At 46.6% G+C, this 13,812-nt stretch carries 11 protein-coding genes; 3 read left to right on the top strand and 8 right to left on the bottom strand.

All coding sequences use genetic code 11. The features are described 5' to 3' along the window. Positions 1-5 precede the first annotated feature (5 nt). The 8 genes from PKOR_RS15475 to PKOR_RS15440 form a co-directional block, all read right to left on the bottom strand. Positions 6-725 (bottom strand): CDP-alcohol phosphatidyltransferase family protein, encoded by a 720-nt coding sequence (locus PKOR_RS15475; RefSeq protein ID WP_046311905.1) that lies wholly within the window; start codon positions 723-725, stop codon positions 6-8. A 193-nt stretch (positions 726-918) separates the two neighbouring features. After that, positions 919-1,290, bottom strand: a complete 372-nt coding sequence (locus PKOR_RS15470) for a GtrA family protein (RefSeq protein ID WP_046311903.1) — start codon at positions 1,288-1,290, stop codon at positions 919-921. After that, complete coding sequence (locus PKOR_RS15465; protein ID WP_046311902.1) at positions 1,290-1,751, bottom strand: phosphatidylglycerophosphatase A family protein; 462 nt, start codon at positions 1,749-1,751, stop codon at positions 1,290-1,292. Before PKOR_RS15465 ends, PKOR_RS15470 begins: the two co-directional genes overlap by 1 nt. 8 nt (positions 1,752-1,759) lie before the next feature. Then, positions 1,760-3,088, bottom strand: coding sequence for an inositol-3-phosphate synthase (locus tag PKOR_RS15460; protein ID WP_200897378.1), 1,329 nt, complete (start codon positions 3,086-3,088; stop codon positions 1,760-1,762). Between the two features lie 36 nt (positions 3,089-3,124). Then, positions 3,125-4,117, bottom strand: coding sequence for an NAD-dependent epimerase/dehydratase family protein (locus tag PKOR_RS15455; protein ID WP_046311900.1), 993 nt, complete (start codon positions 4,115-4,117; stop codon positions 3,125-3,127). Then, complete coding sequence (locus tag PKOR_RS15450; protein WP_046311899.1) at positions 4,114-5,235, bottom strand: GNAT family N-acetyltransferase; 1,122 nt, start codon at positions 5,233-5,235, stop codon at positions 4,114-4,116. The genes PKOR_RS15455 and PKOR_RS15450 overlap by 4 nt, the downstream gene beginning before the upstream one ends. After that, positions 5,213-6,445, bottom strand: coding sequence for a serine palmitoyltransferase (spt, locus tag PKOR_RS15445; protein ID WP_046311897.1), 1,233 nt, complete (start codon positions 6,443-6,445; stop codon positions 5,213-5,215). Before spt ends, PKOR_RS15450 begins: the two co-directional genes overlap by 23 nt. A 296-nt stretch (positions 6,446-6,741) precedes the next feature. After that, complete coding sequence (locus PKOR_RS15440) at positions 6,742-7,332, bottom strand: TetR/AcrR family transcriptional regulator (protein WP_046311895.1); 591 nt, start codon at positions 7,330-7,332, stop codon at positions 6,742-6,744. Between the two features lie 580 nt (positions 7,333-7,912). Between PKOR_RS15440 and PKOR_RS15435 the strand changes: the two genes are divergently transcribed. The 3 genes from PKOR_RS15435 to PKOR_RS15425 all read left to right on the top strand — a co-directional run bounded on the left by PKOR_RS15435 (position 7,913) and on the right by PKOR_RS15425 (position 13,809). Continuing rightward, entirely contained in the window at positions 7,913-9,520 is a 1,608-nt protein-coding gene (locus PKOR_RS15435) for a mechanosensitive ion channel family protein (RefSeq protein ID WP_235336544.1), read from the top strand. Positions 9,521-9,873: 353 nt separating this feature from the next. After that, positions 9,874-13,164, top strand: coding sequence for a PAS domain-containing sensor histidine kinase (locus tag PKOR_RS15430; protein WP_046311894.1), 3,291 nt, complete (start codon positions 9,874-9,876; stop codon positions 13,162-13,164). A 120-nt stretch (positions 13,165-13,284) separates the two neighbouring features. After that, positions 13,285-13,809: a GAF domain-containing protein gene (locus PKOR_RS15425; RefSeq protein ID WP_046311892.1), complete on the top strand. Its 525-nt coding sequence runs from the start codon at positions 13,285-13,287 to the stop codon at positions 13,807-13,809. The last annotated feature ends 3 nt before the right edge of the window (positions 13,810-13,812 follow it).

The raw sequence follows: 13,812 nt of genomic DNA, 5'->3' as shown, positions 1-13,812 counted from the left end.
TAAAATCATAAGGTCACCATCTCTTTCTGCTGCATGGCTCTTTTCGCATCCATCAGCCTGTTCACTGCAGTGATATTGGTCAGCACCGCCATCAGCGTAAGAGGCAGCGTAAAAACCGACATGGTCTCAAAAATGTGGAACGGAATGCCTGGCACATAAACCTTGTAATCGTGGCCCACAAAAGAGTAAGTAACACCGCAGGCAATGGCAGACACTCCGATCAGCACCACCCGCTCCGGACGCTGCATCAGGCCGCCCTTGCACTCGACGCCCAGCCCTTCGCCACGCGCCCTGGTGTAGCTCACCATCATGGAGCCTATCAAGGCAATAAAGGCAAACAGGGAGCTGAGTAGGTAATGGTGCGCGATCAGGTAATAGCAGATGCCCATGAACATGATCATCTCGCTGTAGCGGTCCAACACCGAGTCGTACATGGCCCCGAAGGTTGACTTCATGTTGCCCAGCCTGGCCACCTGCCCGTCCAGCATGTCGAACACACCGGCGAAAAGCACCAAGGCACCCGCCCAGCCGACATACTCCAGCTCTCCCCTGTTGCTTGTTTCGCCCCCCCAGATAAAGACAGCCGCCACTCCGATGTTCAGGATCAGGCCTGTGGTGGTAACAGCGTTCGGGGTGAACCCGATCTTAATCAAAAGCCTTACGAAAGGGTTGATAACGGTGTATATCCCCTGCTGCAGCGAGTTGCGTAGTGCCTGCTTGTTCATATACCTGTCCTTAGTTTAGAAGTCAAACTTAAACCTACCCCTTATACCTATATCCGAAACATTCGGATGATTCAGGTATGTGAGGCGTCTCACTACATCTATCCTGAAGAAGTTGAAGATGTTTAGCCTTGTCCGCGTAAGGTAGACAACCAAAAAGCACATAAACCACCTAAAATACTGATTATGTATGTGTTTATCGGAAAACATACTTCTTTTGTATGATGTAGTTATAGAAAAACCCGACTAGCAGAGACATAAAGATCTTAGAGTATATGTAGTTTATCCCTCCATAGTGGGTAATCAGGTAAACGCCTGTGGCATTGAGCAGTAAGCTTCCTTTCCAAACCAAAAAATACTTTATTGCCTGCCTCGGAATGCTTTTGTCTGCGGCTCTAAACACCCAGGTCCTACCCAACATAAAATGCGTTATTCCACCTGAAACTGTGCCCATGACTGTACCGGCTACATACCAGAGGCCGAACAGCTCCACAGCGATGATCGTCACCAGAAAATCGACAGCAGAAGCAGCTATAGAAGCAGCCTGCGCCTTGACGAAGGTGAGCATTAGAGTATCTTGAAATAAAGAAGTGTTTGTAAAACAATGTTTGCGTAAACGCCCGCTACTACGTCGTCCAGCATTACGCCTAAGCCTCCACCTACTTTCTCCAGTCTTCTGATGTAAAGCGGCTTTACGATATCGAAAAACCGAAATAAAACTAAACCAGCAATGAGAGAGCCGGGTGTGACAGGTATAAGCAATAAGCTGATGTACATGCCCGCCACCTCGTCTATCACCACTTTTTTATCGTCTTTGCCCCAGTGCGGCTCCACCTCATCTGCAGACCATACACCCAAGGCTGTTAGTAATACAGTAACTGCAGGCAGCCACCAAACAAGCTGGCTCCCACCAGCCATATGCATTAGGTACAGGCAAAGGCAGGCCATCACAGCGGCTACTGTACCTCCTCCTCTGCCTATATAACCAATGCCCAGGCTGGTGGAAACAAGTTTGTGTACTGTTATCATCTTACTTTCTAAAGCGACTCTACCAGATCCTGATAATAATCCAGGCCCAGGTGCGTGATCAGGTCCTCGCCCATCATGTGGCGCAGTGTGTTCTGCAGTTTTGTCAGCTGCTTAAAGATGTCGTGCTCCGGGCGCAGGCCTTCAGCTGTCTGAGGCGACTTGTAATAGAAAGACATCCACTCCTGGATACCGCTCATGCCCGCGCGCTGCGCCAGGTCTGTGAACAGGGCCAGGTCCAGCACGATAGGCGCTGCCAGGATAGAGTCGCGGCACAGGAAGTTGATCTTGATCTGCATCTGGTAACCCAGCCAGCCGAAGATGTCGATGTTGTCCCAACTCTCCTTGTTATCACCATGAGGAGGATAGTAGTTGATGCGTACTTTGTGGTAGATGTCCCCGTACAGTTCCGGGTTGTCGTCAGGGCGCAGGATATCCTCCAGCACACCTAGCTTCGATACTTCTTTTGTCTTGAAGTTTTCCGGGTCATCCAGTACAAGGCCATCGCGGTTACCCAGAATATTGGAAGAGAACCAGCCTCTGATGCCCAGTGCTCTTGCCTGCAGGCCTGGCGCGAGTATAGTTTTCATCAGCGTTTGTCCTGTCTTAAAATCCTTACCAGAGATGGCCACTCCGTTCTCTTTAGATAGCCCCACAAGGGCAGGAATATCTACTGTAAGGTTAGGAGCCCCGTTAGCAAAAGGAACGCCTATTTTCACGGCGGCATAGGCGTAGATCATACTTGGCGAGATGCGTGGATCGTTGTTGCGCAGACCTTCCTCGAAAGCCTCCACTGTTTGATGTACATCACTTACTTCTGTGTATACTTCCGTAGAACCGCACCACACAATTACCAGGCGGTCGCACTCGTTCGCTTCTTTGAAATTCAGCATGTCCTCCATCAGCGCCTCGGCCAACTCATACTTGGTGGCGGCCTCTTTAACGTTAGTGCCGTCCAGGTTCCTGGCGTAGGCTTTATCGAACACAGCCTTCATCGGCTGGATTGCCTCCAGCTCTGGCTTCAGCGCATGCAGCAGCCCTGGCTCCAGCACTTTCGCGTTTACGGCCGCCTCATACACGTTGTCCTCGTACACATCCCAGCCTCCGAACACGATCTCGTTCAGGTTAGCTAGTGGCACAAAGTCCTTAATCAGCGGATTGCGATTCTCTGTCCGCTTGCCCAGGCGTATGTGCCCCATCTGGGTAAGGGAGCCTATTGGCTGTGAGATACCTTTACGAATAGCCTCTACACCGGCTATAAAAGTGGTGGCCACTGCTCCTAGTCCAGGAATCAGGATACCCAGGCGCCCCTCGGGTTTCTTAATTTGATATTCCATCATATTTACTTATATCAAAAACTACTTTGTTTCTATACTTTATAACCAACTGTTTTCCTTATACCACTGCAGCGTCTGTACCAGCCCTTTTTCTAAGTCATACTCTGGCACATAGCCCATCTCTTTGCTGATCTTTTCGATGCTGCAGTTCCAGTTCTCGGCGGTAAGCTCGTTTAGCTTTTCCTTGTTTAGGGCAGGTACTTTACTTCGACTCGCAAATGCTGCTTCCAGCACCTGGGCAACTACCCTCACCACTATCATCGGCAAATGAAAGCGGACAGCCTTCTTACCCAGCACCCGCTTCGTAATATTAGCCAGCGCATAGCGGTCGTAGCAATTCCCATCAGACAGGTTGTAGGTTACATGGTGTTCCTTCAACCCCAAAGCCTGTATAACTGCCTTTGCCAGGTCCTTTACATAGATAAAGCTAAGCCGCTGCGCCTGCTTGCTGATGTAGGGGTCTAGGCCACTGTTGAGCGTTTTGAAGAGTATGAAAATGTCTTTCTCACGAGGCCCGTATACTGCCGTAGGTCTTAATACCACCAGGGGCAGGCGTTCTATCTCTGAAAGATGTTTCTCTGCCAGAAGCTTGCTCCTGCCGTAGTCTGTCACAGGCTTAGCCATACTTTGCTCATCGATAGGCTTCATGTCCTGGTAGGTAATCGGCCCAAGCGCTGCCAGGCTGCTGAGGAAGACAAATTTTTTGAGCGGGATTTTTGCTCCGGCTGCCGCTTGGCCCAGGGCCTTAGTGTAGCCAGCATTTATTCTTGTGTAAGCCAATGCATTTTTTGCCTTGGTAGTACCTGCCGCATGGATGATGTAGTGATACTGCTTCTCCTCCAGTTCCTCTACCAAAGCCTCGGCATCTGTATAATCGAGCGAGGTGTACTGAATATCAAAAGGCTTTAGGTGTGCCACCTCACTGGATGGCCGCACGGCAGCATGTACCTCCAGGCCAGACTGAAGCGCCGCCTCAATCAGATGGTAGCCTACAAAGCCACTTGCCCCGGTAATCAGTACTCGTTCTTTCATAGTGCCTTTTCGTAAATTCTGTACCTCTTGTAAGGTTTTGCCTCCATGTTCAGCAGCCCCTGGTTCATCAGCACGTTACTTTCAAGCACCCAAGAGGCCTCGGCCATCTGCATGTTCTTCTCCTGGTGCTTTTGCATTGCCGCGCCGTAGAAAACCGCTTCTATGCCCAATTTCCGGTAGCCTTCTATCACGCCCAGGGCAATAATCCTGACAGCGTTGATCTTCTTGCGCTGCAGCAGTAACTTGAATATGCCTGTCGGCAATAGGCGGCCCCTTTTAATTTTTTTCAGAATCTGGTTAACGTCCGGTATGGCCAGCGAGAAACCAACTATCTTTCCTCTATGCTCGGCCACCAGGCAAAAGTCAGGGTCCAGGATCAGCTTCAGGTCTTTAGCCATGTGCTCAAACTCTTTCGGGGTCATGGGTACGAAGCCTGAGTTCTTGTCCCAAGCCGCATTGTATACCTCCCGAAGCTTTTCTGCCTCTTCCTTATACTTTTTCAGGTTGATCGGGCGTATGACGATATCTTTCTTCTCAAGCCTCTTTCTGATTACCTCAGACAGCCTGTAAGGCCTTTCGTTGTAGTTTTTACCCAAAAACTGGTAGGCCAGCAGATCCACTTTTTTCCGGAAGCCGAGCGCCTCAAGCAGCTGTATGTAATAGGCAAAGTTGTAGGGCATCATGGCCATCGGTGAGCTGTCGAAGCCTTCCACCAACAAGCCGCAGGTCTCGTTGGTAGAGAAATTCGCAGGCCCTATGATACTCTTGGCACCCTTGGTCAGCAACCACTGCTGCACCTCCTTGAACAGCATCCCCGCCACCTCACCATCTTCTACGCAGTCAAAAAAACCAAAGAAGCCATCCTGGCAATTGTTAAAGGCATTGTGGTTGTTGTTGAGGATAGCGGCAATTCTGCCCACTACTCTTTGATCCTGGTACGCCAGAAACAGCTGCAGCTCAGAATGCTCGTGGAAAGGGTGCTTGCCTGGGGTTAACAGGTCTTCCTGGGCTATGTAAAGCTCCGGCACATAGTATGGATCATTCCTATACAGCTCATGCGGAAAGTCAATGAAGGCTTTTAGCCGCTGCTTAGTATTAACTGGCAGGACTTGCTTCATAGCTAGGGTTAACTCCGATCAATCTGAATGCATCCGATATTTTGCCAACTGCCTCCTCTATCTGGCTGAAAGTATGGGTGGCCATGATAGAGAGCCTGATAAGGGTGGAGTCTGCAGGCACGGCAGGAGCCACAACCGGGTTTACAAAAATTCCCCTGTCCTGCAGCACCTTTGTCACCTGGAAGGTACGGTCATTGTCTCGCACGTAGATAGGTATGATCGGAGTCTCGGTCGGCCCCAGCTCCAGACCAGCTGCCTCCAGGAGCTCCAGCGCATAATTCGTGTTTGCCCAAAGCTGCGCTATCCGCTCCGGTTCGCTCTGAATCACCTCAAGGGCAGCCAGGGTGCTGGCGACAGATGCAGGCGACATACTGGCGCTAAAGATCAGCGACCGGGCGTGGTGCTTCAGGTACTGAATGGTGTCATGGTCACTGGCGATAAAACCTCCCAACGAGGCCAATGACTTGCTGAACGTGCCCATGATCAGGTCCACCTGGTCGGTAAGGCCGAAGTGGGAGGCGGTACCCGCTCCCCTGTCTCCTATTACCCCAAGCCCGTGTGCGTCATCCACCATGATGCTGCCACCATAGCGCTCTGCCAGCGCTACCAACTCGGGCAGCCTCACAATATCCCCCTCCATGCTGAACACGCCATCCACCACGATCAGCTTGATGGCATCTGCAGGAAGTTTGCTGAGCTTCTGCTCCAGGTCCTGCATGTCGTTGTGCCGGTACTTAAGCACCTTGGAGAAGGAAAGGCGGCTCCCGTCTATGATAGAGGCATGGTTGTACTCGTCCAGGATAATATAATCGTTACGGCCCGTGAGGCTTGAGATAACCCCCAGATTTACCTGATAGCCAGTGCTGAACACGATGGCCGCGTCCTTGCCCACAAACTCAGCGAGCCTGCTTTCCAGCTCCAGGTGTATGTCCAGGGTGCCGTTCAGAAAGCGGGATCCGGCGCAGCCCGTACCGTACAGCTCGATGGCCTTCATGGCAGCCTCCTTGACTTTGGGATGATTCGTAAGTCCCAGATAGGCATTCGACCCGAACATCAGCACCTTCTTTCCCCCGATAATTACTTCCGTGTCCTGCGCAGACTCGATAGACCTGAAGTAAGGGTACGCTCCCTGTGCCTGTGCTCTTTCGGCTGCGTGATATGCAGCACTTTTTTCGCGGGCCAGAATTTTATATTGTAGTATTTTGCCCATCTGTCTTATAAATAAATTGATTTTATACCTAAATTAATAATTTATTATTCCATAAAATAGCAGAATATTAATAATTATTAAATTATTATAAAGCAATGACGTAACAGAAGCTAACTTTGTTATTTCCAGCCTCCTATAATGTTTGTTCCAACACTGCTTGTCCTACACCACATTATAGTAATAGCCTTTATTGTGATTGTCCCTAATCGTGTGATATCTAACAAAAGCATCAAGGAAAAAAAGTCAAACCTGTTAGACCAAATTCGTATTTCGGTCTAAAGTATGGCAAAAAAATTTTAGGCTTTTAAACCTCGCATTGTGATATTATGAAGAACCTCCATTCTACCCTCAAAGTCTGCAAACTTATCCTCTACCAACAAGCCTACCTCGATACCTCTAAACGAGCACACCATAGCAAATGCCAAGGTATCGATATCCTCAGCAGCATATTGCGCAAACTCTCCACTCTCCAGCCCATACCTTAATACTCCCCGTACTAAACTAATCTCCCTTGCCTCAAACCTTCTGTTAAGTTCTAGCAACCGCTGCATATTAGCCTCGATATCACCTCGAATCACCTTAAACAGATTAGCTCTTTCTTTTAATATCTTAAACTTGGTAAGGCTAAAAGTAAACAACTTCTCTTCAGCGGTCTGCACCTTTCCTACTTCCTCTTGCAGGATACGGAAAACCTCGTTCATCTCTTTTGTTACTACTTCGTCAAAGATTTCATCTTTGCTTTTATAGTAATAGTATAGCGTACTTTTTCCCTTTCCTGCCGCTTTGGCAATATCCTCCATAGTGGTTTTAGCCAAGCCATAGTGCCTGAAAAGCTTCTGAGCCTGTTCCAGAATCTCTGCCTTTATACTTTCGTCTTTATCACTCATATCTTATAGACTAAAACCGTTTTTCGGTCCAAAGGTACAATAAGGATTGTCTAATCCACAAAAACTTTCTACTTCCTAAAATTTACGAGACACTGCTCATAAGACACCCCTTCCCTGGTTCGCAGATAAAATACCGACACAGGAACCCACACCTAACATACTTCAACATACTTTGGACGAACCTGTTATCCATAAAAAAACAACTAGTCTAACAAGACCTGTGGCTCCTACTCCACCTTGAGTGCCATGCCTATCGAGGCTTATCTCCATTAATTAAGATGCAGCTGATGCTGCTGGTGAGTTATGGCAACTGATGTTCTTCTTCAGTAACGATAAGCGCATCATCCGTATACATACGCTCAGAAAACAGTATTTAAAATCAATGCCCAATTCAACAAGACAAACTACCACCCATAATTTTTTACGATTTTTAGTTGCCTGCAGTATAACGTTTCTTGCTTTAGCCACCACCCCATCTCATGCCCAGTTGTTGCCTCCACCTGCTGCCGACAGTACAGAGCAGGCTTCAGCACCCGCATGGCCAGAAGACTCTCTTGGCAGGCGCACACCTCGCGGCACTGTGTCAGGATTCATAAAAGCTGTAGCAAGAGAAGACTATGCTAAGGCCGCCAACTTCTTAAGGGTAGACCCATCGCTACAAGAAAACCAGGATGAGACAAAACTGGCACAGGCTTTACAGCGCTTACTGGATCAAAGCGGAACAATATTTCCATACTCTCTCATAAGTAATGACACGGAAGGGAATCAAGAAGACAACCTAGGGCCAAACCTGGAGCGTGTGGGCACAGCCACCGTTAATGGGGAGAGCTTCGATTTGATGCTGGAAAAAGTAGAGGACTCAACTGGTGCTCCTGTCTGGCAGTTTTCTTCTCAAACAGTTAGCAGAATACCGCTTAAGGCCGGAGAAGAGATAAGTACTCCCTTAGTAAATAAACTTTCACCATACGTCTTAGAAGAAAATAAGTGGGGAGGCGTGCCAGTAAGTCATTGGCTGGCTATACTGATTCTCCTGATAGTAGCTTATTTTATAGCCTGGGGTATCACAAGGTTAGTTCTTGTTGTCACACCTATATTTTGGCATAGAGCACGGACTGAGCCCACAGCCGGCATCGTAAAGGCTTTCACCTTACCGCTCAGGATTTGCCTTACCGTCTGGGTTTTTGTTGCAGCCAGCCAGCAGGTAGGCTTATCTATTATCGTTCGCCAGCGGTTCAGCGAAGTTACCTTCATCGTGTTTATGGCTGCAGTGCTACTGCTTCTTTGGCGCCTAATTGATGCTACAACTCAATTTACGGGGAGAAGGCTTGCACACCGGAACAACATGGCAGGAGTATCTGCTGTGCTTTTTGTACGCCGCGCCTTTAAACTAGCTCTTATGGTCATAGGTTGTATCATCTTGCTGGATTCCTTCGGATTTGACGTTACAACAGGTATAGCCGCACTGGGTATTGGTGGTATCGCCCTAGCCTTGGGTGCACAAAAGACAGTAGAGAACTTTGTTGGCAGTGTTACACTTATAGCGGATCAACCCGTACGTGTTGGGGATTTCTGTAAAGTAGGCGACACAGTAGGCACAGTAGAGCAGATAGGTATGCGCTCTACACGCATTCGTACACTCGAGCGTACTATCGTTACCATTCCGAACGGTGAGTTTTCATCTCTCAAGATTGAGAACTATGCGCATCGCGATCGCTTCTGGTTTCATCCAAAGTTCGGCCTGCGCTTCGAGACAAGCCCAGATCAGATGCGGTACCTACTGGTAGAGCTTCGTAAAATATTGTATGCCCACCCAAAAGTGGACCCTGATCCGGCCAGAATACGCTTTACTGAGATTGGAGCTGACTCCCTGAATTTAGAGATTTTTGCCTATGTAAATGCCATCGACTTTAACCAGTTTCTGGAGATACAGGAGGACTTATACCTGCGCATGATGGATGTGATTGAAGAAAGCGGCACCGGTTTCGCCTTCCCTTCGCAGACACTGTACATAGCAAAGGACCAGGGAGTGTCGAAAGACAAAACGACAGAAGCCGAAGAGCAGGTTCGCAAGTGGCGGAAAACAGGCAATATGCAGATTCCTAATTTTACTCCTGAGCATATCAGCAAGCTCAGCAATACAATACCATATCCACCTGAAGGATCAATTATGCGAAGCAAAACCTCTTAGTACGAGCACATACTTATCAGAAGGTAAGTACACGTACCTGATATATATAACACAAGATATTCTTTCGTATACAGGGGGCCATACTGTGAATGTATGGCCCCCTGTATTTTTTACAACTATAGAAATCTAAGCACCAGCTCATTACACCTTTATAGGAGCTAATATAACTTTCGCTCTGAGCCTAAAATTATACTTATCTAACACCGAAAAAAATCTAGAACAATCACTAGAGCGGAATTTTTTATTTTATTAACTTGTTTGCAGCTTAATTTACTGATAACAGCTATAGTACTGCAGCTATCAATATAAATTTACCAAGACCCAACGTACAATTCAACTTTTAGCCAAAATTGATGAAGCCTGACAAGCGCCTTGGTGTATTCGAGAAAATGATCAACACCTCCCTGGACCTCTTTGGGAGTACAGATCAGCACGGCTACATCCAATATGTGAACAATGCTTTCAAAGTAATCTTAGGATATGAAAGTAGAGAAATGCTAGGCAGGCATTTTTACGACTTTATACACCCAGATGATGTCCAAGCAAGTAGCAAAGCCACACAGAAACTACTCAAAAGCAAAGCGAAGATTACACTAAGCAACCGCTATATACATAAAGACGGTCGTGTTGTACATATTGAGTGGGCTGGTGCATGGTCAGAAGACGTTGACCTTATTTGCTTTGTTGGCCGAGACGTGACCGAGCAGAAGGTAGGCCAGCAAAAGCTTTATGAAAAGGAAGAACGCCATAGAGTATTGGTAGAGCATGGTTCCGATATGCTGGCCCTGTTCGATGAAAATGTAGTGTTTACCTATAGCAGTGGTTCCACAGAACGCATTTTGGGCTATACTCATGGGCAGCTGATTGGGGTAAGCGCTTTAGAGCTTATTCACCCCGATGATCTAGACTTTGTACAGCAGAAGCTAGAGCAGGTACTGGCTACAGAGGGACACACCACCATGTCGGACTTCAGGTTTAAGCATGCTAGTGGAGAGTGGAGGCGTCTTGAAACAACCATCAGTAATCAGCTACATAATTCTGCCGTAAGAGCACTGGTTACAAGTTCGCGGGATGTAACTGAGCGATTCGCAAACGAGCAGCGGCTTCTGGAAAGTGAGCAGCGCTTCAAAGCCATGTTTGAGGAAAACCCTGATACTGTTCTTATAGAGGACAAGGACGGCTTTGTGTTAGATGCTAACCATGCAGCAGAGGCTCATATTGGTCTACCTAAATCAGAAATCATACATCGTCACATTACCAACTTCATCCCACCTGATGCAGTGGAAGTATGTATGCATCATCTAAAGGAAGCTTTTAGTGGCAAGATTGTTAAGTTTGTTTTAAAAGCTGACTTTGATGGCTATGGCTATAAAGTGCTTGATATCACTAAGATTCCTGTAAATGTTAATGGTAAGGTGATAGCCGTTCACTCTATCCTGAAGAACATCACGGACATCACTAATTACCAGGATACTTTAAAGGAACATGCCAGAAAACTTACAAACATCTTTGAAAGTATAACTGACGCCTTCTGTACTATCGACAGAAACTGGACATATACTTATGTAAACAGTGAGTTCGAACGGCAGACAAAGCTTAAGAAAGAAAACTTTATAGGCAGAAGCTTTTTTGATATATATCCTGAAGGCACAGACACCGTTTTCTACGATAAGTACCGGCATGCCATGGAAACGGGGAATACAATTCATTTCGATGCCTACTCAGACCAACTTGGTTTGTGGCTTAACGTAAAAGCCTATCCGTCTGAGGATGGCCTGTCCATCTACTTCAGCGATATTACAGAGAAAGTAAAAGCGCAGAAAGAGCTCCAGAAACTGTCACTAGTAGCCAATAACACTACTAATGGTGTTATCATCACTGATTCATCTCGCAGAATTGAATGGGTAAATGAAAGTTTCACAAAGCTTACTGGCTATACTCTGGAGGAAGCCATAGGCAAAAGGCCGTCAGATCTATTACATAGAGAACTGATTGACACACAAAGTTTTGATCTTGTCAAAGAAGACATGCTCCGCGGCAAGCCTGTCTCGTTCGACATACAGAATGTCAAAAAGAATGGGGAGTTAACCTGGCTGTCTGTTCAGATAAATCCTGTGTTTAACGAAAGCAATGAACTTTCTAAGTTCATCACCATTCAAACCGATATCTCTGATAAAAAGAAAGCGGAACAGGAGCTGGAGAAGCTGTCGTTAGTGGCTAGCAAGGTAAACAGTAGTGTTCTTATCTTAGACAAAGAGTTAAAGATAGAATGGGTTAACGACGGCTTTAGCCGACTAACAGGTTATTGCTTTGAGGAGGCGATTGGCAAGGTGCCATTTGAATTGCTGCACAGCAAGGATGCCGATGTTAAACCCTATAAGGTGTTGCGGGAAAAAATGATTACTGGCTTGCCTGCTGAAGTAGAAATCCTCTACCGAAAGAAGACAGGAGAAGACATTTGGGTATCGGTGCAAGTCAATCCAATCTATGATGAAAGCGGCAATCTTTTAAGGTTTGTTAACCTGCAGACAGATATCACAGATAAGGTTAAAGCCAGAAAAGAGCTGGAGAAGCTTTCGCTGGTGGCCAGCAAAACGGATAATGGCGTTATCATTACAGATGCAGAAGGGTTAACAGAATGGGTAAACGAAGGCTTTACAAAAATAACAGGCTATACCCTTCCTGAGATTATGGGCAAGAAACCTGGAGCCTTACTACAAGGCCAGGAAACGGAGGAGAGTACTGTCAAGATGATGAGCGAGAGAATTCAGCAGGGCCTCCACACAAATGCTACGCTCATCAACTACAGAAAATCAGGAGAGAAATTCTGGGTATCAATGGATATCACACCAATATTTGGTGAAGATGGAAAGGTAACGCAATTTATTGCCATTCAGCAGGACGCCACTATGATGAAAGAGGCTGAGGCCAACTTAGTGAAACTTACGCAGGATCTCTATAAGCAAAACAGTGATCTGCTGCAGTTCACCTACATTGTGTCCCATAACTTACGCTCACCGGTTGCGAATGCTTTGGGTCTTACTGGACTGTTGTCTCGGGTTCCCAAAGACTCCCCTCTCTTCGACAAAGCCCTTGATAACCTGAATCAAAGTGTAGTACAGCTAGATGGTGTTCTGCGCGATGTGAGTATGATCTTAAGCATCAGAGACAGCAAAGGCACTTTAGAAAAAGAGCTGATAGATGTAAAAACTGTAATTCAGCAGGCACTATCTTCTTTGGAAGAGCCTCTTAAAAGCTGTGGAGGGACAGTTATTGATAGCATAAGCGAAGGCTTGAATGTAAGAGCAAATAAAGCCTACATTTACAGCATCTTCTATAACCTCCTGTCTAACGCCATCAAGTACAGATCTGATCAGCGCCCACTTGAGGTCCAGATCAGAAGCTTCGGAAATTTTGAGAAAGGTATACTTATCTCTGTTTCTGATAACGGCTCAGGATTTGATTTGAAGCAGGCCAATGACAATGTTTTTAAGCTCTACAAGCGCTTTCACGCGGATAAGAAGGGCAAAGGCATCGGACTGTACCTGGTTAAAACACACTTGGAAGCAATGGGTGGCCATGTGGAAGTAGCCAGCCAAGTTAACAAAGGAACCAGATTTTTGATATACTTACCAAAGGCTTAGTACTAAGTATAATTCAATAAGTAGACTTGCTATGACACCAGCTAATTTACTGCTTAAGCTGAAGAAACAGCTACAGCAGTAACAATTAGTCTATCGCCTAATTTTAGAATGAAACCCTTAATGGATAACACACTGACTTCGCTACAAGACTCAGCTAAAGAAGAAGAAAGAATTGCTAAGCTGTATGGTTATAACATAACAAAAGAGTATGTAAAGTCAGGCACTTTTCAGCATGTTGTAGGTATGGCAGCTCACATATTTAATGTGCCAATAGCCCTGATCAATTTCCAGGATAAGGAACATGCACTTATTGATTCGAGTATAGGCTTGGACGGTTATGATATTGTTGACCGGGATGTAACGCTTTGCTCTCAGGCTATACTTCGGGAAGAAGTAACTGTTTTTAGAAATGCCAAGGAAGAGCCTTGTCTTTCTAACAACCCCTTTGTTCATGGAGATTTTGGGTTGCGCTTTTATGCAGGGGCCCCAATACGCACACTGGAGGGTTACTGTATCGGTGTACTTGGCATCGGCGATACCAAGCCAAGAGATTTTACCACCGAAGATGAAGATGTGCTGGAAGGTTTGGCAGCCATCATTGTTAATGAACTCGAAGAGAACAAGCGCAGAACTGAGGTAGGCTAAACT

The organism is Pontibacter korlensis (assembly GCF_000973725.1).
Taxonomy (GTDB): Bacteria; Bacteroidota; Bacteroidia; order Cytophagales; family Hymenobacteraceae; genus Pontibacter; species Pontibacter korlensis.
This window is presented reverse-complemented; position numbering and strand designations above follow the sequence as displayed.